Below are 19,587 nucleotides of genomic sequence, written 5' to 3' on the forward strand. Positions count from 1 at the left end.
GCACGTCGAGCCCCTCGTGAGCGCGCCAATTCGGGCCGTTTCGCGACGCTCCCCTCGCGTTGCGTTCTCAGCCTCACAAGGTACACAGGAACTCCTGAGGGCCCGGGCACCGCATCGTGCCGCGCCGCACCTCATCGAACGCACCTTCGGCACTTGAATATTCGGAAAGCAGCGTCATGGCGGACGGAATCACGATCGCATTCGGGCCGATGGGCCCGGTGGGGCAGGGGGACCTCGTCCTGTTCGTCGGTGACGATCTGCTCCTTGCACCCGCCGTCGTCCAGACGGTCGGTCAGGCCGCCGCAGACCTGCTGGCCCGCGCCGCCGCGAGCGAGCGTTTCAAGGGCAAGTCCCTGTCGGCCCTCGCAGTGCCGGCGCCGTCCGGCCTCGACGCAGACCGCCTTCTGGTTATCGGCCTCGGTTCGGAGAAGGATCGCGCGAAGATCGATTGGCCGGCGCTTGGCGGCTTCACCGCCGGCAAGGTCTCGGGTCGCGTCGCTCATGTGGCGCTCGGCTTCCCCGGCCTCGACGTCACGGCCGAAAACGCCGCCGACTTCGCCCTCGGCGCGCGGCTGCGGCATTACAGCTTCGACCATTACAAGACCAAGAAGAAGCCCGAAGGCGAGGAGTCCAAGGGCACCACGCTGACGTTGATGGTCTCCGATCCGGGCGCCGCAGATGCCGCTGTGATGGCCACCGACGCGGTCGCCAACGGTGTCATCCTGGCCCGCGAGCTCGTCAACGAGCCGCCGAACGTCCTGTATCCGGAAGAGTTCGCCCGCCGCACCGAGGCCCTGACCAAACTCGGGGTCGAGGTCGAGGTGCTCGGTCCCGGCAAGCTCGAGGCGCTCGGCATGGGGGCGTTGCTGGCCGTGGCCCGCGGCTCCGTCAGGGAGCCCCGCGTCGTCGTGATGCGCTGGAACGGCGCGGACGCTGCGGACGCGCCGATCGCCTTCATCGGCAAGGGCGTGTGCTTCGATTCCGGCGGCATCTCCATCAAGGGCGCTGCCGGCATGGAAGACATGAAGGGCGATATGGGCGGCGCCGCCTGCGTCGTCGGAACCCTGCATGCGCTGGCCGCCCGTAAGGCCAAGGTCAACGTGATCGGCGCCATCGGAATCGTCGAGAACATGCCCGACGGCGCCGCTTACCGCCCCGGCGACATCGTCACGTCGATGTCGGGCCAGACCATCGAGATCATCAATACCGACGCGGAAGGGCGCCTCGTGCTCGCCGACGTGATCTGGCACATCCAGAACGCCTACAAGCCGACGTTCATGATCGATCTGGCGACGTTGACCGGGGCGATCATCGTCGCGCTCGGCCAGGACATCGCCGGCCTGTTCTCGAACGACGACGCCTTGGCCGCCAAGCTCACCGCCGCCGGCGAGGCCACCGGCGAGGCCGTGTGGCGGATGCCGCTGATCCCGGCCTACGACAAGGCCATCGATTCGAAGTTCGCCGACATGAAGAACACCGGTGGACGCCATGGCGGTGCGGCCACCGCCGCATCCTTCATCAAGCGCTACGTCAACGACGTCCCGTGGGCCCATCTCGACATTGCAGGCGTCGCCATGTCGTCCTCGTCGAGCGAGATCAATCGGAGCTGGGGTGCGGGCTGGGGCGTGCGCCTGCTCGACCGTCTGGTACGCGACAACTACGAAGGTTGAGCGCCGTGTCCGCCGCCGTGCAGGCTTTCGGCCCGGCGGCGGTGGCGATTCTGGCGGTCCTGCTGGCGTGGTCGACGGGGCTCGACCAGCATACCGTCCTGCCGCCGCTGATCGAAGCGCGGTTCTACGGCTTCTTCCTCGACCGCTACCCGCTCTTTGCGGCGGCCCTCGTCTACGGACTGGCGCGAATCGGTTTCGCGATGATCCGGACCGGCAAGGCCGGCCTCGTCCGGCGTCTTCTCGGAGGCGCCGTCGCGATCGGGCTTCTGCTCGGCGCGAGCCTGTATCCGACCTTCGGCGGCTTCGTTCTGCGTAGCGCCTTCGCCACCGGCGGCATCGCCTTCCTCGGCCAGCAGCCGATGGCGATCGCCTATGGGCTCGGAGCGGCTGCGGCAGCCTTTCTGTTCGGTCTGGTATTCGGGGCCGGCAACTTGCTGGTGGTACGTCGACCCGTAGCCAACGATTCGTGGCGCCGCAGGCTTCTGCGCGGCACCGGGCATATCGCGATGCGCTACCTCAGCCTGTGGTTCGCCCTCGCCACGCTTGGACTTGCCGACGCGCTCGGCTTCGGCGCCTGGCCGCGCCGGCCGCTCAGTGAGACGGACGCCCTGCTGGCCGCCGCCTTGGTCTTCGTGGCGTTCCTGCCGCACGGATGTCTCGATTGGATTCTCACCGCGACGGGCTCGACATCCGGGCGCGGCATCGATCAACCTGACGCTGCCGACTTGATCCGGACGGCGGGATACGGGAAGATAGTTTAGATGTGAACGAAAGTGGCACCAAGCCGCTGCGGCACATCGAAGGGAGGATCGAAATGGTCCAAGATCGCGTGGTCCGAGATCACTTGGTCCGAGATCGACCAGTGCGAGAGGCGGATGCTGCGCGCCCGTGGCTCGCGGCGTATCCGCCGGGCATCCCAGCGGAGATCGACATCGACGGTCTCGGCACCTTGGTCGATCTGTTCGAAGACAGCATGCGGCATTACTCCGAGCGACCGGCAATCCAGTGCTTCGGCACCCGGGTCGCCTACGCGGCGCTCGGGTCTTCCGCACGCGCGATCGCCGCGTGGCTCGCGGCGCAGGGCTTTGCCAAGGGCGACCGCATCGCGATCATGATGCCCAACGTCCCGGCCTATCCGGCAGCGATCTTCGGGGTGCTGCTCGCCGGTTGCGTCGTAGTCAACGTCAACCCGCTCTACACCCCGCGCGAACTCATCGCCCAGCTCAACGATTCAGGATCCCGCGCGCTTTTCGTGTTGGAAAACTTCGCCCACACGGTCGCGGAAGCACTCCCCGACCTCAGCCTCGAACGTATCGTGGTCGCCGGTCCGGGCGATGGCCTCGGCCTGAAGGGGCGTGTGATCGACCTCGCCTCGCGCCATTTGAAGAAGGCGGTGCGGCCCCATAGCCTTCCGGCGGATCGTACTTTCCGGTTCGCCGCCGTGCTGCGCCAGGGCCGGGAACTCGCCAAGCCGAGCGTGACGATCGACCCCGGCGACCTCGCCTTCCTCCAATATACTGGGGGTACGACGGGCGTCGCCAAGGCCGCGATGCTGACCCACCGCAACATCATGGCCAACGTCGTCCAAAGCCAGACGTGGTTCCAGCTCACAGCCGACAACCATGCCGCTCGGGTGATAGTGACGGCATTACCGCTCTACCATATCTTCGCTCTGACCTGCTGCTTCTTCCTCTTCATGCGGATCGGCGGTTGCTGCCTTCTCATCCCGAATCCGCGTGACGCGGACGGGTTCGTCAAGACGCTGAAGGCCAACCGCTTCACTCATCTGGCTGGCGTCAACACGCTGTTCAACCTCTTGGTGAACCACCCGAAAATAGGAGAGGTCAATTTTAGTCACATCGATTTCGTCATTGCCGGCGGCATGGCGGTGCAGGCGCCCGTCGCCGCCAAATGGATGGCGGTGACCGGAAGCCCGATCGTGGAGGGATACGGCCTGTCGGAGACCTCGCCGGTGGTCTGTGTGAACCGGCCAAACGTTAAGGAATGGAGCGGGACCATCGGTTGTCCCGTCTCCTCGACGGAGGTGGCGATCCGCGGCCTCGACGGCCACGACGTCGCACCCGGCGAGTCCGGCGAATTGTGCGTACGTGGGCCTCAGGTGATGCGTGGGTATTGGCAGAGGCCCGACGAGACTGCCCTGGCCACGACGGCAGACGGCTACTTTCGCACCGGCGATGTCGCGGTTTTCGAGCCCGACGGCCAGGTGCGTATCGTCGACCGGATGAAGGACATGATCCTCGTCTCCGGGTTCAACGTGTATCCGAACGAGATCGAGGAGGTTCTCGCCGGACATCCCGGCGTGCTCGAATGCGCCGTTGTCGGGGCACGCAGCGACGAGACCGGCGAAATGGTCGTCGCCCATGTCGTCCGTAGGGATGCGGCGATGACCACCGATAGCCTTCGTACTTTCGCGCGCTCCCAGCTCACCGGCTACAAGGTGCCGCGCCGGGTGGTGTTCCACGACGCACTGCCGAAAACCAACGTCGGTAAGGTGCTGCGCCGGGTGCTGCGCGACGATCCGCCGGCATCCTGATCGTCAGATTGGTGTAACCCATCATCGGATCTCGCCGAATGGTGAGGTCGGCTCGGCTTGCGTACGCATCGGCGTCGGACGATGTCCAGAGCACAGGCGTCACGGCGCGATGCGGGTCCTTCACCGAACCCGTTCAGGAGAACGACATGCATATCAAGCGTCGGCACGGCTGGGAGATTCCGGAGCATCTCGCGACCCCTGAAAGCGTCTTCCTCGATCGGCGCGCGTTGCTGGGCGGGGCGGCCGGACTCGCCGTCGGGTCTCTGCTCGCGCCGGGTCGCGCCTACGCCGCCGCCGATCCCACTGCCGACCTGTATCCGGCCAAGCGCAACGAGACCTACACCCTCGACCGTGCCCTGACGCCGGAGAAGTACAGCGCCGATTACAACAACTTCTACGAGTTTGGCACCTCCAAGACGGTGCTTCCGGCAGCCAACGCCCTCAAGACCCGGCCCTGGACGATCCAGATCGGCGGCCTCGTGGAGAAGCCGTTTGAGATCGGCGTCGACGAACTGATCCGCAAGATGGCCTTGGAGGAGCGGCTCTATCGCCACCGCTGCGTCGAGGCGTGGTCGATGTCGGTGCCGTGGACCGGCTTTCCCCTGTCGAAGCTCGTGGGGCTGGCCAAGCCCGCGTCCGGGGCGAAGTACATCCAGATGGAGACCTTCCTCGACAAGGCGATGGCGCCGGGCCAGCGCTCGTTCCTGTACCCGTGGCCCTATGTCGAGGGCCTGACCCTCGAAGAAGCGGCCAACGATCTCGCTTTCGTGGCCACCGGCGTTTACGGCAAGCCCCTCGCCAACCAGTTCGGCGCACCGATCCGGCTGGTCGTGCCGTGGAAGTACGGCTTCAAATCGGTAAAATCGATCGTGAAGGTCTCGTTCGTGGCCGAGCGCCCCAAGACCTTCTGGGAAGGTCTGCAGTCGGCCGAGTACGGGTTCTGGGCCAATGTGAACCCGGCCGTCTCGCATCCGCGCTGGAGCCAGGCGACGGAGCGCGTCCTCGGCAGCGATCAGCGTGTACCGACGCTGATCTACAACGGCTACGGCGAGCAGGTGGCGGGGCTCTACAAGGGCTTGGAGAAAGAGCGGCTGTTCGTGTGACGCCCGAGACCGCAGCGCTGGTCAGTATGTCCAGCGCTGCGCCTTCGCCACGAGGAAATCGCGGAACGCCTGAACGCGCGCGACGGTCCGCATCTCTTCGGCGTAGACGAGGTAGCTTTCCATGTGCGGCATCTCGATGTCGCGCATGACCTGCACCAGACCGGTCTGCCCTTCCACCGCATAGTCCGGCAGGATGCCGATGCCGGCGCCGGTTTCCATCGCCTCCTGCAGGGCGGCGATGTTGTTGACGGTGAAATGGATGTTGCGCCGCTCCAGGCCTTCGCGGCCTACGGTGGCGAGCCAATGCGTCGCGAGCAGGTAGGACGGCTCATTGCCGCCGAACGAAACCAGACGGTGGTTGTCGAGATCCGCCACGGATTTCGGCTCGCCGAACCGCTTGACGTAATCCTGCGACGCGAAGGCGTGATAATGCACGGTGAAGAGCCGGCGCTGGATCAGGTCCGGCTGCGCCGGCCGCCGCATGCGGATCGCCACGTCGGCTTCGCGCATGGCCAGATCGAGTTCCTCGTTGGTGAGGATGAGCTGGACCCGCACGTCCGGATAGAGATCGAGGAATTCGGCGACGCGCTGAGACAGCCATGAGGTGCCGAGTCCCGTCGTGGTGGTCACCTTGAGGTCGCCGGACGGGCGCTCGCTCGTCTCCACGAGGCGTGCTTTGGTGTTCTCCAGCCTCAGCTTCATGTCACGCGCGGCGCGAAACAGCAGGTCGCCCTGTTCGGTGAGGATCAGCCCGCGGGCGTGGCGGTGGAACAGGGGCGCCTTCAGTTCGCGCTCGAGGGCACTGATCTGACGGCTCACCGCCGATTGGCTCAGCCCGATATCATCGCCCGCCCGCGTGAAGCTGCCAGCTTCCGCGACATTGAGGAAGATGCGGATCTTATCCCAGTCCAAGGCGTCCACTCCCGTACGCAACCCGACGCCGACCAAGTCGCCCGAAAGAACGTGACGCTTCGGCGATGCTCGCGAAAACGTCCCGTCCGGTTTCGGGTCCGGCGGACCCGACCTCCGCGTATCGCGGTTCGATCGTGTCATGCGGGAAGCGCCGACAGCCCATGCCGTCAGCGCTTAGGTTACGGGGTCGACCTTGCGATTGTCTTGCGGCCCTAGGCAAGGCGTAACATGCCGGCCCTGTGCAAAAATTCCGCTATTCCGCCGCCGCCTGCTGAGGTGTCTCGCCGACTTCGAGGGCTGCGATGTACTTCTCGGCGTCGAGAGCTGCCATGCACCCCATGCCGGCGGCGGTGATCGCCTGGCGGTAGATGTCGTCGGTGACGTCGCCGGCGGCATAGACACCGGGAATCACCGTGGCGGTCGAGCCGGGCTGGGTATCGATGTAGCCGCCGTGCCGCATGGAAAGCTGGCCCTCGAAGATGCCCGTCGCCGGCTGGTGGCCAATGGCGATGAACACGCCGTCGGCCTTACGCTCGACGATCTCACCGGAGCGGACATCCTTGAGACGCAGGTGGGTCACCGATGGCGGCTTCTGAGTGCCGCAGATCTCCTCGACCGCATGGTGCCACAGCACCTCGACGTTGGGATGCTTGAACAGGCGCTCCTGCAGGATGCGCTCGGCGCGGAATTCGCCCCGGCGATGGACGACAGTGACCTTGGAGGCGAGGTTGGCGAGATAGAGCGCCTCCTCCACCGCGGTGTTGCCGCCGCCGACCACGACCACTTCCTTGCCGCGGAAGAAGAACCCGTCGCAGGTGGCGCAGGCGGACACCCCGAAGCCCTGGAACTTCGCCTCGGAGGGAAGGCCGAGCCACTTGGCCTGCGCCCCGGTGGCGATGATGAGCGCATCGCAGGTGTAGGTCTCGCCGGAATCGGCCTCGAGCCGGAACGGGCGAACCTGGAGGTCGACCTTGGTGATGTACTCGGACACGATAATGGTGCCGACATGCTCGGCCTGCGCCCGCATCTGCTCCATCAGCCAGGGACCCTGGATGGCCTCGGCGAAGCCCGGATAGTTCTCGACATCGGTGGTGATCATGAGCTGGCCGCCCGGCTGGAAGCCGGAAATGAGCAGCGGCTCGACCATGGCGCGGGCGGCGTAGATCGCCGCAGTATAGCCGGCCGGCCCAGATCCGATGATGATCAGCTTGGAATGGGTGTGCGCCATGGTACGTCGTCTCCGTCAGCCTGAACGTTTTAGGACCACAGCGCACGATGCGCTGCGTAGGCCCTGGCCATCGCCTCGGCGATGGCCGGCGTCGCATCGAGGGGCTGGTAGTGCAATTCTTCGAGTCGGCCGATGAAAGGCTTGAGGGCGCCTGCCATCGCCAAGCCGGCGAACAGCCGTCTGTGCCGAATATAGGTCTTGGGTAGGTCGAACAGCAGCACCGGTGCCCCGGTGCTCACCGCCTCTCCGACCATGTTGGCCGAATCGGATGTGACCACGATGGATTCGGCCAGGGCCAGCATCGCGATATAGGGATTCTCGCCGCTTCCATCCCAGAAGAATCCGCCCTTCGCCGCCACCAGCTTGCGCAACGCCTCGCGCAGGTTCTGCGGCGTGCGTCGGGACACGGTGAGCATCAGCGAACACCCGCCCTCGGCGAGCTTGGTGAGGTCGCGCACGAGCCGGCGCATGTCCGCGGGACGGTAGCTGAGGTGACGGCTGTCGCCGCCGATCAGAACGGCGATGCGCGGCCAGGCGAGACCATCGAGACGCGGATCGGGATGCACGCGCGCCGCCGCGAGGCGTCGCGCGGAAACCTGGTGTGGGGCGGTCAACGTCGTGAAGACGTTGGGACCGCGCAGATCGTCATAGTCCGGCACCCAGACGAAGTTCGCAGTGTCGTGGCCGGTGCGCGGGTCCTTGAGGAAGGCCGTAAAGGTCCGCCCGTTGGAGGCCTTCCGCACGGCGCGCAGATACGGCACCGAGCGGCGGCCCGAGGCGATCAGAATATCGGGGAAGGGCCCCGACAGCACACCACCGCTCCGGCCGGGCCGATCACGCGGATCGACCGGCCCCCACGGCGCCATCCAGCCGAACGGAGGACGAGGCGCGATATGCCGGGTCTCGAAGCGCAACCCCAGCGCTTCGGCGAGGCCGATGCATTGGTTCTCGTCGCCGGCCTTGCCGTCGGTGACGATCCAGGTGGTCGCCCGGTTCAAATCGAGAGGGGGAGACGGCACGGGTGCGCCGGAGGCTGACATCATGGCGGACGCTGCCGACATTGAGACGCTCGCGTCAATCGGTGGGCAAGGCCCGGCGTAGCCATCCCGCATAATGTTCGGCGATGGCTGTCACGCGCCGGCGCTCGGATTCGGTATCATACCACGCGCCGCCGGAGCTCGCGGGCAGGGCGGACAATTGCGGATGCCGAGCGAGGACCTCGCCCCGCGCCCCAATGAGCAGGGCCTCACCGTCGAGATAGTCGCTCTGAGACCCGCCACCGAAGCCGTGACGGCCGCCACCACCACCGACATAGGGATTCATCGACAAGCCCTTGATCCGCACCACGAGGATCGGGCCGCGGTCACCGAGCCGATCGGCGAAAGCGTCCTTGAGCGCCGCCAGCAGGTCCGACCGCAAAGCCTCGGCCTGGAGGCCGTTGCCCTGCGCGATCAGCGGCTGCACGTCGACACGAATCGCCGACAGGCGGGCCGCCTCGAAAGGTGCGGCCCCCTGTGCGAAGGCAGGCCCGGCCAAGGCGAAGACCCCAACAAGCAGGCCGAGGACCGTCCGGCGCCCGGTGGTGCGCATCGTCGGAAGACTCAGACGCCGTACTGGACGCCGACGACCTCGTAGGACTTGCCGCCACCCGGCGTCGTGACCTCGACGGTGTCACCCACACCTTTGCCGATCAGCGCACGTGCGATCGGCGAGGTGATCGAGACGAGACCCGAACGCACATCCGCCTCCGGCTCGCCCACGAGCTGGTAGGTCTTCTCTTCGTCCGTATCCTCGTCGACGAGGCGGACGGTGGCGCCGAACTTGATCTTGGTGCCCGACAGCTTGGTGACGTCGATCACCTCGGCGCGCGAGATCATGCTCTCGAGCTCGAGTACACGGCCCTCGTTGTGGGACTGCGCCTCCTTGGCAGCGTGGTATTCGGCGTTCTCCGACAAGTCGCCGAGCGCACGGGCCTCGGAGATCGCCAAGATGATGCGTTGACGCTCCACCTGCTGGCGATGCTTCAACTCCGCCTCGAGCGCTGCATAGCCGCGCACCGTCATCGGAACCTTGTCTATGGTCATCGTCTCGCGCCACAATGAATAGGCCCGGTCAGGAGCACCTTCGCTCCCTCCGGGCCAAAATTAGATGAGCCGGAACTTCAGCGTCGCTGCCCCGTACGATACGGAAAGCAGTTGGGCGCCTCAGGCCGAGAAGTATTCTTGCAGAGCGCGGACTTCGAGATCGCCTTCGAGATAGGCTTTGATCCCTTCAGCCGCTGCCATCGCCCCAGCCAAGGTGGTATAATACGGCACCTTATGCAAGAGGGCCGCCCGCCGGAGCGAACGGGAGTCGGACAGAGCGCCGGCGCCCTCGGTGGTGTTGAACACCAGTTGGATGTCGCCGTTCTTGATCGAATCGACCACGTGCGGACGGCCTTCCAGCACCTTGTTCACACGCTCGGTGGGCACGCCGTTCTCGGTGAGGTAGCGCTGCGTCCCGCTCGTTGCGACGATGACGAAGCCGAGTTCCGACAGCGTGCGGATCGCCGGCAGGATGCGCGACTTGTCGGCATCACGCACCGATACGAATACCGATCCGCTCTTGGGCACCAGCGTTCCCGAGCCGAGCTGGCTCTTGGCGAAGGCGACTCCGAAGCTTCGGTCGAGGCCGATGACCTCGCCGGTGGAGCGCATTTCCGGCCCGAGCAAGACGTCGACGCCGGGAAAGCGCGCGAACGGGAACACCGCTTCCTTGACGGCGATGTGATCGAGCACTTTCGCCTTCAAGCCGAAGCTCGCCAGGGGCTCGCCGGCCATGACCCGGGCAGCGATCTTGGCGATGGGCTCGCCGATGACCTTGGCGACGAACGGCACGGTCCGCGAGGCGCGCGGGTTCACCTCCAGCACGTAGATCGCGCCGTCCTTGATGGCGTACTGGACGTTCATCAGGCCGCCGACCTTGAGCGCCAGAGCCATGGCCTTAGTCTGCCGCTCCAGCTCGTCGATGATCTCAGGCGAGAGCGAGCGCGAGGGCAGCGAGCAAGCCGAATCGCCCGAATGGATGCCCGCCTCCTCGATGTGCTCCATGATGCCGGCGATGAACACATCGTGCCCGTCGCAGATCGCATCGACGTCGATCTCGATGGCGTCGGACAGGTAGCGGTCGAACAGGAGCGGGTTCTTGCCCAGAACCGTGTTGATCTGGCCGGTCTTGTCGTTGGGGTAACGCGCCTTCACGTCGGACGGGATCAGGCTCGGCAGGGTGTCGAGGAGATAGTCGGCGAACTGCACCTCGTCGCGGATGATCGCCATGGCGCGGCCGCCGAGCACGTAGCTCGGACGCACCACGAAGGGCAGGCCGAGATCGGCCGCGATGAGGCGGCTCTGCTCCACCGAATAAGCGATGCCGTTCTTGGGCTGCTTCATCCCGAGCTTGTCGAGGAGGCGCTTAAACTGATCGCGGTCCTCGGCGAGGTCGATGGCGTCGGGCGAGGTGCCGAGGATCGGCACGCCGGCCGCTTCCAGGGCGCGCGCGAGCTTGAGCGGGGTCTGGCCGCCGAACTGGACGATGACGCCGTGCAGCGTCCCGGCCTGGCGCTCGGTCTCGATGATCTCGAGGACATCCTCCTCCGTCAGCGGCTCGAAATAGAGCCGGTCGGAGGTGTCGTAATCCGTCGACACCGTCTCCGGGTTGCAATTGACCATGATGGTCTCGTAGCCGGCTTCCGTCAGCGCGAAGCAGGCGTGGCAGCAACAATAGTCGAACTCGATGCCCTGGCCGATCCGGTTCGGGCCGCCGCCGAGGATGATCACCTTCTTCGCATCGGTCGGCTGGGCCTCGTCGACCACGGTGCCGGCGAACGGCGCCACGTAGGTCGAGTACATGTAGGCCGTAGGCGCCTTGAACTCAGCGGCGCAGGTGTCGATGCGCTTGAAGACCGGACGGACTCCGAGGGCGCGGCGGTTCGCGCGGACGATATCCTCATCGGTCTTCGCCAGAACGGCGAGGCGGGCATCCGAGAAGCCGGCAGCCTTGAGCTGACGCAGGGCACCGGGCGTCGTCGGGATGCCGTGGGCCTTCACCCGGTTCTCGAGGTCGATGATGCCTTGAAGCTGCTCGAGGAACCACGGGTCGATCTTGCAGGAGGCGTGGACCTCGGCATGGCTGACGCCGAGGCGCAGCGCCTGGCCGACCTTGAGCAGTCGGTCGGGGGTCGGGGTGCCGAGAGCAGCCTTGATCGCGTTGTGGTCGTCGCCCTTGCCGAGGCCCTCGATCTCGATGTCGTCGAGGCCGGTGAGACCGGTCTCCAGCGAGCGCAGCGCCTTCTGGAGCGATTCGGCAAAGCAGCGGCCGATCGCCATCGCCTCGCCCACCGACTTCATCGCCGTGGTCAGGGTCGGCTCGGCGCCCGGGAATTTCTCGAAGGCGAAGCGCGGGATCTTGGTGACGACGTAGTCGATCGACGGCTCGAACGAGGCCGGGGTCGCGCCGCCGGTGATGTCGTTGGCGATCTCGTCGAGGGTGTAGCCCACGGCGAGCTTGGCCGCGACCTTGGCGATGGGGAAGCCCGTGGCCTTCGATGCGAGGGCGGAGGACCGCGACACGCGCGGGTTCATCTCGATGACGATCATGCGGCCGGTGGCCGGGTCGATGGCGAACTGGACGTTCGAGCCACCGGTCTCGACGCCGATCTCGCGGAGGACCGCGAGTGAGGCGTCGCGCATCACCTGGTATTCCTTGTCGGTCAGCGTCAGCGCCGGTGCGACAGTGATGGAATCGCCGGTATGGACGCCCATCGGGTCGATGTTCTCGATGGAGCAGACGATGATGCAGTTGTCGTTCTTATCGCGAACGACCTCCATCTCGTACTCTTTCCAGCCGAGCACGCTCTCCTCGATCAGGACCTCGTTGGTGGGCGACGCGTCGATGCCGCGCTCGACGATGTCGAGGAACTCCTCGCGATTGTAGGCGATGCCACCGCCGGTGCCGCCCATGGTGAAGGACGGGCGAATGATCGCCGGCAGGCCGACCTCGGCCAGCGCGATCAGCGCCTGCCCGATGGCGTGCTCGCCGTAGCGCTTGCGCCGCTCGGATTCGCCCGCATGCCACTTCTTCTCGAAAGCGGCGAGGGCGGTTTTCAGCGACTCGCCCTGGTTGGCGGCCTCCATCTTGGCGATTTCGCCGAGATAGCGCTCGCGATCGGCTTTCTTGGCGGCGGATGCGTTGGCCACTGCGGATTTGGGCGTCTCCAGCCCGATCTTCGTCATCGCGTCGCGAAACAGATGGCGATCCTCGGCCTTGTCGATGGCCTCCGCCGTCGCGCCGATCATCTGCACGTCGAACTTTTCGAGGGTGCCCATCTTCTTGAGCGACAGCGCGCAGTTCAGCGCGGTCTGTCCGCCCATGGTCGGCAGCAGCGCGAAGCCGCCGGGAATGACGTTTCGCTCCTTCTCGATGATCTTGGTGACGATCTCCGGGGTGATCGGCTCGACATAGGTGGCGTCGGCCATGTCCGGGTCGGTCATGATCGTGGCCGGGTTCGAATTCACCAGCACGATCCGGTAGCCCTCCTCGCGGAGCGCCTTGCAGGCCTGGGTGCCGGAATAATCGAATTCGCACGCCTGGCCGATGACGATCGGCCCCGCACCGATGATCAGGATCGTGGAAATGTCGGTGCGTTTCGGCATCGGGCGCCTTGGCTTGCGGGCACGCGCGCCCGGCCTCGCGAAGTACCGGAGCCGGTACGGGCGAAGGGGCGCGGAGTGGCGAGGATTATCGTTGACCTCGGCACTTACACGCAGGCGGCAAGGTTTGGAAGAGTGGGCCTACGCAGAGTGGGGGAGGGCGCAGGACGTCCTTCCGAAGTCTGGCTCAGAGACCGACGTAGAGAGCCGCCACCGCACGATCGATGGAGAGATAGAAGATGCCGAAAGCGACGAGCGCTGCGGCAGCGAACTCGATAGCGGCGTTCGATAGGGTCTGGCTGCGGCGCAGGATCTCGCGGCCGAAGTACAGGCTGACCCAGGCGATGGTGAGCACCGCGGGGAGGATGAACAGGAACGACCAGGTGCTCTCGACGCGGTCGAGACCGGCGCCCGGCTCGATCAGCGCCCGGATGTTGCGCACCCAGGGCGCATAGCAGGCCGAATACAGGGCCGTCATCCAGGCCAGGCCGACCGCGACGCCGAGATGGAAGGTGAAGATGCGATGCAGGCGCGAGAAGTCGTCGCGCGCGTCGTCGAACGTCATGTGGAAACTCCGCATTCGTCGAAGAATTGGCCCGGCGACGATCCTTCGAACGTCGTCGTTAGCGGGCCGTTAACGGCGCGGGAGATGCAATCCAATGCCGGGTTTTTTGTGACGGAGCCGCGGGATGCGATGCCGGTAACAGTCGGCCTAGGCATTTAGTCTCTACCATATCCGAGTCATGACAGACAGCGGTCCCGGATCGATCCTCCTCCCGTTCCAACCTCGTGGAGGAAGATCTGATGAAATCATTCAAGCTTTCCGCCAGTGTCTTCGTGGCCCTGGCGCTCTGCGGCGGGTTCGCCCCGGCTTCGGCAGGCGAGTCCCGAACCCATGCACACAGGCCTGCCGCCGCCTATGTGTCTCTCCAGACCGCACCGTTGCCTGTGCCGCCTGTCGAGAATCCCTGGCGTCGGGCGTTGGACCAAAATACGCTGGCAGCGATCGCAATTCAGGAATCGAATCACGGCGATCAGCACAACTAATTCTTGATAAGTACAAATGTGGTCGGTGTAGATGTGAAAACAAATTATTCTCCCGACCACATAATCGATGGTAAAAACTGAAATAGAATTATCAATTATCGTTGAATTATCCTATATTATTTTGCTAATGCAGCTAATGCATAATTTCGATAGAAAATATGATTTCTGTATTATATAAACAGATTTTTTTATTGACAAATCAGAGGAGATGCTGAGTTTCATAGGATACTCACCCGGGGTCGGGCCAGCCATCTGGATCGAAATCATGCTCGCGTGCGACCCGGGACCGCTCATCGAGCTGTGCTACGCTGCGGCACTCGACGAAAGTCTTTGGCCGCGGGTGCTGGCCGCGCTCAGTTCAGCCCTGGGAGCACAGGGCTCCGTCATCGTCTCGCTCGATCCGAACCGCACCGCCTCGACGATCCATTCCGAATCCCTTGCCGAGGCGCAGGCCGCCTATCAGACCGCGTGGTGGCGTTTCGACACCCGCATCGCCAAAGCGAAGGCGATCGGCTTGAAACCCGGCGCCGTCGCGCGCGACGGCGATCTCCTGACGAACGACGAGCGCCGCCGCGATCCGTTTTTCCAGGAATTCTGCTGCCAGCACGATCTCGGCGATTTTGCCGGCTACATGGCGCTGGATCCGGTCGACAAGACCCTGTTCACCTTCGGGGCGTTCCGCTCCCTGCGCGATGGCGATTATAGCGCGCTTCAGATCACGCAGTTCGAATGCCTCGCCCCTCATGTCGTCCGAGCGCACACCCTGGCGAGGACCCTGCGCAAGGCCCGGCAGGACGTCGCCGATCTGGAACTCGGATTGGAACGGATGCGCTTCGGCATGGTCAGCCTTGATCGGCAGGGCTGCGTCAGCCGGATCAATGCCTTGGCAGAGCGGATGATCGCGCCCTGTCTCCGGTTGGCGGCCGACCGGAGCCTGCGGGCGATCGTCGGTGGCGAGCAAGCCAAGCTCGATCGCCTGATCGTTGCCGCGCTCCAGCCGATCCGCGCCGCGGCATCGCCGATTCTCCTGCGCTGCACGGATGAGAAGCCGCCGGTTTTGGTCGAGGCGGTCCCGTTGACAGCCGAAGCAGCCTCCACGGCGCGGACGGGCGCGCGCGATGGCGGTGCGTTGCTGTTGATGCGGGATCTCTTCGGCGGAGCGACATGCTCGGTCACGCCGCAACTCGAACAGCTTGGACTGAGTGGTGCCGAGGCACGGATCGCCATGCTCGTCGGCCGCGGTCATGCGCCCCGCGAGGCGGCCAGGATTCTCGGCGTAGCCGAGGGGACCGCAAGGGTGCACCTACGGGCGATTTTCGCCAAGCTCGACATCTCTCGCCAGAGCGAACTCGCGATCCTGGTGACGCGCCTCGAAGCCTGCAGCCATGCATAGCCTCTCCCGATAGGGAGAGGCCGGTGGTCAATTGGCCGCCGTCTCGGCCTTTCCCGAGCGCATCAGCGCCACGAACCGCTCGAACAGGTAGTGGCTGTCGCGCGGTCCAGGCGAGGCCTCGGGGTGGTGTTGCACCGAGAACGCCGGCCGATCGGTGAGCGTCAGGCCGCAATTCGAACCGTCGAACAGCGAGATGTGGGTCTCCACCGCCGTATCGGGCAGGCTCGCCGGATCGACGGCAAAGCCGTGATTCATCGAGACGATCTCCACCTTGCCGGTGGTCTTGTCCTTCACCGGGTGGTTCGCGCCGTGGTGGCCCTGGGCCATCTTCACCGTGCGACCGCCGAGCGCGAGGCCCATCAGCTGGTGCCCGAGGCAGATTCCAAAGGTCGGGACCTTCTCGGCGAGCAGCGCCTGGATCACCGGAACGGCGTATTCGCCCGTCGCCGCCGGATCGCCGGGGCCGTTGGAGAGGAACACGCCATCGGGCTTCATCGCCAGGATGTCGGCGGCACTCGTGGTCGCGGGCACCACGGTGACATCGCAGCCGGCATCCGCCAGGAGCCGCAGGATGTTGCGCTTCACCCCGTAATCGATCGCGACGACCTTGAAGCCCTCGCCGGAGACCCGCGAGCCGTAGCCGCTCTTCACCGCCCAGGTGGTCTGCGACCATTCGGAATGGGCGCGGCTGGTCACCGGGGGCACCAGGTCGAGCCCCTCCATCGGCGCGAGGGCGGCGGCGCGGGCCGTCAGCGCCGCGCGGTCGAAGTTGCCGCTGGGATCGTTGGCGATGACGGCGTTGGGCATGCCGTTGTCGCGGATCAGCGCGGTGAGCGCGCGCGTGTCGATGCCGGTGATGCCGACGATGCCGCGCGCCTTCAACCAGGCATCGAGGTGGCTCGACGAGCGCCAGTTCGACGGGTTGGTCACCGCCGACGCGATCACAGCCCCGCGTACACCCGAGGCCGGCGCCGCATCGAGGCTCTCGAGATCCTCGTCGTTGGTGCCGGTGTTGCCGATGTGGGGGAAGGTGAAGGTGACGATCTGGCCGGCATAGGACGGGTCGGTCAGGATCTCCTGATAGCCCGTCATCGCCGTATTGAAGCAGACCTCGCCGTCGGCGGCGCCGGTCTGGCCGATGCCGAACCCTTCCAGCACCGTGCCATCCGCTAGAACGAGGAGGGCGGTGACGACGGGCTCTGCCCAGGGAGCGGGAGACGCGGGCGGCGTCAGGACGCCTTCATCTTGCAGCATCGGCGTGATCTCGCTTATGTCCGGCCGATCCCGGCGCCGTATGACACGGCGCGTGCGGGTGGCTTGTCGTGCGGCGCTCATAGCGAGCGGGCCGCGATGGGGTCAATGTGGCTCTGTCGGCGGCACGTCTCAAGAACCACAGGTTCGCGCAGCAATTCGCAGGCCGCCCCGCTCATCGGTTTTTCAGGAGTCACACCATGTTGCGCGCCCGTCTCACCACCGAGATGAAGGAAGCCATGAAGGCCGGCGACAAGGCGAAGCTCGCCACCGTCCGGATGATCCAGGCCGCCTTGAAGGACAAGGACATCGAGGCCCGCGGCCTCGGCAAGGAGCCGGCCAACGAGGAAGACATCTTCGCGCTGCTCCAGAAGATGATCAAGCAGCGCAACGAATCCGCTACCGTCTATGACCAGGGCGGCCGCCCGGAGCTCGCCGAGAACGAGCGCGCCGAGGCCGCGATCATCGCGGCGTACCTGCCGCAGCAGATGGACGAGGACGAGACGCGCACCGCCATCGAAGCCGCCGTGGCCGAGACCGGGGCCGCCGGCCCCAAGGACATGGGTAAGGTCATCGCCGCCCTGAAGGGCGCCTATGCCGGCCGGATGGATTTCGGGAAGGCGAGCGGGCTCGTCAAAGAGGTGCTGAACGCCAAGGCGTGAGACGCATCGGTCCTCCGCATTCGGCGTTTGGGACTCCTTAAGCGCGGTCCGCTACACTGGGCGGCCGCAGAAGTCCGGTTCCCCCGTGCGCTACCCGCCCCACATCCTCGAAGAGATCCGCGCGCGCCTGCCCGCCTCCGACGTGGTGGGACGGCGCGTTCGGCTGAAGAAGGCCGGGCGCGAGTGGCGCGGCCTGTCGCCGTTCAACTCCGAGAAGACGCCGTCCTTCTATGTGAACGACCAGAAGCAGTTCTACCACTGCTTCTCCTCCGGCAAGCACGGTGACGTCTTCACCTTCCTGATGGAAACCGAGGGCCTGAGCTTCCCGGAGGCCGTCGAGCGGCTGGCGGGTGAAGCCGGCGTCACGCTGCCGGCCCCCACCGCCGATTCGCGCGAGATGGAGACGAAACGCGCCGGCGCCTTCGAGGTCATGGAGATGGCCGCCGCCTATTTCGAGGATCAGCTCAAGGGCCGCGCCGGCAGCGAGGCGCGCGCATATCTCGACCGGCGCCAACTCGGCCCCGAGATTCAAGGCCGGTTCCGCATCGGCTATGCCGCCAACGATCGCTACGCCCTGCGCGATCATCTCGCCGCGAAGGACGTGGACAAGGACCTGATGGCCGAACTCGGCCTTCTGGTGACCGGCGACGACATCAAGGTCCCGTACGACAAGTTTCGCGATCGGGTGATGTTTCCCATCACCGACAGTCGCGGTCGGGTCATCGCCTTCGGCGGTCGGGCGATGCAGAAGGATGCCAAGGCGAAGTACATGAACTCGCCGGAGACGCCGCTCTTCCACAAGGGCCAAATTCTCTACAACCTGCACGGGGCCCGCAAAGCCGCCCATGACCGTGGCACGATCATCGCGGTCGAGGGCTATGTCGATGTGATCGCGATGACGCTGGCCGGCCACCCCAATGCGGTGGCGGGCCTCGGTACGGCGCTCACCGAGGATCAGATCGCCCTGCTCTGGCGCAATGCCGATGAGCCGATCCTGTGTTTCGACGGCGACGGCGCCGGACAGCGGGCCGCCTTCAAGGCACTCGACGTGGCGCTGCCTGGGTTGACGCCCGGCAAGTCGCTGCGCTTCGCCATCCTGCCGGAGGGCCAGGACCCCGACGACCTGCTGCGCTCCGAGGGCAAGGGCGCCATCGACCGGGTGCTGGAGGGCGCGCGCCCGCTTGTCGAGGTGCTGTGGTCGCGTGCCACCGATGGCGCCGCCCTCGACACGCCCGAGCGCCGGGCCGGCCTCGCCAAGACGATCCGCGAGATGGTGGCCGGAATTCGCGACGAGACCGTGCGGCGGTTCTACCGCGATGAGATCGAAGGACGGCTGCGTTCACTCTCGCCGCAGGCGAATCAGGGTCGGCGCGGCGCCTACGAGCCACGCGGTGGAGGAAGCCGTCCGGCGTTCCAGCGCATGCCGCGCCCCGGCGACCCGCCGCCGTCGCCGCGAATCACCACCCGGTTCAATCCGCTCTTTGCCGGCGAGACCAGCGCGTCGGGACCGGTGCCGTACCGCGATCGCGAGGCGATGATCGTATCGAGCCTTCTCATCCACCCCGAACTACTCGGGATCGAGGCCGAGGATCTCGCCGAGCTCGAACTCGGCGATTCCGATGCGCAGGCCCTGCGCTCTCTGCTGCTCGATCAGCATGCCGATGCGGGGCAGCCGGATGTGGAGGTGTTGGAGAACCGTCTGGCCAGGGCCGGATTAACCGATGCGGCGGCCCGGCTGGCCAGCCATGTGCGGCCCGGGGACCGATGGACCCTTGACGCGCATGCCGATCCCGTGCGTCTCGAAGACGCATTGCGTCAGGCCGTGATCTTGCACCGGAGGTCTGGCGCGCTAAATAGCGAACTCCGCTTGGCGGAGCGTGCCATGGTCGAGGATGAGACGGAAGCCAACTTTGCTTGGCTCTGTGACGTCAAGCAACGTATGGCCGTGGTCGCGGGAGCGGATTCGGAGGACGATGTGCCGGGCGCAGACGAAGCGGCGGCGCGCTAGTCCATCACGGAACGGAATTCGGCCGCGAAACGCGGCCCATGGTTAACAATCGGTCAAGCGTCTGGCTTGCAT

General features: G+C 65.7%; 16 protein-coding genes. 8 read left to right on the forward strand and 8 right to left on the reverse strand.

Annotated elements, in window-relative coordinates; all coding sequences use genetic code 11:
• The first annotated feature begins 176 nt into the window (after positions 1 to 176).
• The 4 genes from G3T14_RS17155 to msrP all read left to right on the forward strand — a co-directional run bounded on the left by G3T14_RS17155 (position 177) and on the right by msrP (position 5,327).
• Positions 177 to 1,670: a leucyl aminopeptidase gene (locus G3T14_RS17155; protein ID WP_163643753.1), complete on the forward strand. Its 1,494-nt coding sequence runs from the start codon at positions 177 to 179 to the stop codon at positions 1,668 to 1,670.
• Between the two features lie 5 nt (positions 1,671 to 1,675).
• Complete coding sequence (locus G3T14_RS17160; protein ID WP_163643754.1) at positions 1,676 to 2,431, forward strand: hypothetical protein; 756 nt, start codon at positions 1,676 to 1,678, stop codon at positions 2,429 to 2,431.
• A gap of 101 nt (positions 2,432 to 2,532) precedes the next feature.
• Positions 2,533 to 4,224, forward strand: a complete 1,692-nt coding sequence (locus G3T14_RS17165; RefSeq protein ID WP_348645295.1) for an AMP-binding protein — start codon at positions 2,533 to 2,535, stop codon at positions 4,222 to 4,224.
• 146 nt (positions 4,225 to 4,370) lie between these two features.
• Complete coding sequence (gene msrP, locus G3T14_RS17170; protein ID WP_163643756.1) at positions 4,371 to 5,327, forward strand: protein-methionine-sulfoxide reductase catalytic subunit MsrP; 957 nt, start codon at positions 4,371 to 4,373, stop codon at positions 5,325 to 5,327.
• 21 nt (positions 5,328 to 5,348) lie between these two features.
• On the opposite strand, the gene G3T14_RS17175 is transcribed toward msrP, so the two are convergent.
• From G3T14_RS17175 to G3T14_RS17205, 7 genes are all read right to left on the reverse strand, one after another.
• Positions 5,349 to 6,239, reverse strand: coding sequence for a LysR family transcriptional regulator (locus G3T14_RS17175; protein ID WP_163643757.1), 891 nt, complete (start codon positions 6,237 to 6,239; stop codon positions 5,349 to 5,351).
• A gap of 253 nt (positions 6,240 to 6,492) precedes the next feature.
• Positions 6,493 to 7,467, reverse strand: coding sequence for a thioredoxin-disulfide reductase (gene trxB / locus G3T14_RS17180; RefSeq protein ID WP_163643758.1), 975 nt, complete (start codon positions 7,465 to 7,467; stop codon positions 6,493 to 6,495).
• 29 nt (positions 7,468 to 7,496) lie between these two features.
• A complete protein-coding gene (locus G3T14_RS17185; RefSeq protein WP_163643785.1) occupies positions 7,497 to 8,507 on the reverse strand; it encodes a mitochondrial fission ELM1 family protein in 1,011 nt (336 codons plus the stop codon).
• Positions 8,508 to 8,541: 34 nt separating this feature from the next.
• Complete coding sequence (locus G3T14_RS17190) at positions 8,542 to 9,057, reverse strand: hypothetical protein (RefSeq protein WP_163643759.1); 516 nt, start codon at positions 9,055 to 9,057, stop codon at positions 8,542 to 8,544.
• Between the two features lie 11 nt (positions 9,058 to 9,068).
• Entirely contained in the window at positions 9,069 to 9,545 is a 477-nt protein-coding gene (gene greA / locus G3T14_RS17195; protein ID WP_348645297.1) for a transcription elongation factor GreA, read from the reverse strand.
• A gap of 126 nt (positions 9,546 to 9,671) precedes the next feature.
• Entirely contained in the window at positions 9,672 to 13,157 is a 3,486-nt protein-coding gene (gene carB, locus G3T14_RS17200) for a carbamoyl-phosphate synthase large subunit (protein ID WP_163643761.1), read from the reverse strand.
• Between the two features lie 184 nt (positions 13,158 to 13,341).
• Positions 13,342 to 13,719 (reverse strand): hypothetical protein, encoded by a 378-nt coding sequence (locus tag G3T14_RS17205; protein ID WP_163643762.1) that lies wholly within the window; start codon positions 13,717 to 13,719, stop codon positions 13,342 to 13,344.
• A 239-nt stretch (positions 13,720 to 13,958) separates the two neighbouring features.
• Here G3T14_RS17205 and G3T14_RS17210 point away from each other — a divergent pair, with 239 nt between their 5' ends.
• Together G3T14_RS17210 and G3T14_RS17215 are read left to right on the forward strand one after the other, a co-directional pair.
• Positions 13,959 to 14,201 (forward strand): hypothetical protein, encoded by a 243-nt coding sequence (locus G3T14_RS17210; RefSeq protein WP_163643763.1) that lies wholly within the window; start codon positions 13,959 to 13,961, stop codon positions 14,199 to 14,201.
• 265 nt (positions 14,202 to 14,466) lie between these two features.
• The gene (locus G3T14_RS17215) at positions 14,467 to 15,594 is read left to right on the forward strand and encodes a LuxR family transcriptional regulator (protein WP_163643764.1); all 1,128 of its coding nucleotides are present in this window, start codon (positions 14,467 to 14,469) and stop codon (positions 15,592 to 15,594) included.
• Between the two features lie 27 nt (positions 15,595 to 15,621).
• Here G3T14_RS17215 and carA read toward each other — a convergent pair whose 3' ends face one another.
• Positions 15,622 to 16,848, reverse strand: a complete 1,227-nt coding sequence (gene carA, locus G3T14_RS17220) for a glutamine-hydrolyzing carbamoyl-phosphate synthase small subunit (RefSeq protein ID WP_163643765.1) — start codon at positions 16,846 to 16,848, stop codon at positions 15,622 to 15,624.
• Positions 16,849 to 17,045: 197 nt separating this feature from the next.
• Between carA and G3T14_RS17225 the strand changes: the two genes are divergently transcribed.
• A complete protein-coding gene (locus G3T14_RS17225) occupies positions 17,046 to 17,507 on the forward strand; it encodes a GatB/YqeY domain-containing protein (protein WP_163643766.1) in 462 nt (153 codons plus the stop codon).
• An 85-nt stretch (positions 17,508 to 17,592) separates the two neighbouring features.
• Complete coding sequence (dnaG, locus tag G3T14_RS17230) at positions 17,593 to 19,515, forward strand: DNA primase (RefSeq protein ID WP_163643767.1); 1,923 nt, start codon at positions 17,593 to 17,595, stop codon at positions 19,513 to 19,515.
• Positions 19,516 to 19,587: the final 72 nt, after the last annotated feature.

This window comes from Methylobacterium sp. BTF04, from assembly GCF_010692745.1.
In the GTDB taxonomy this organism is placed as follows: domain Bacteria; phylum Pseudomonadota; class Alphaproteobacteria; order Rhizobiales; family Beijerinckiaceae; genus Methylobacterium.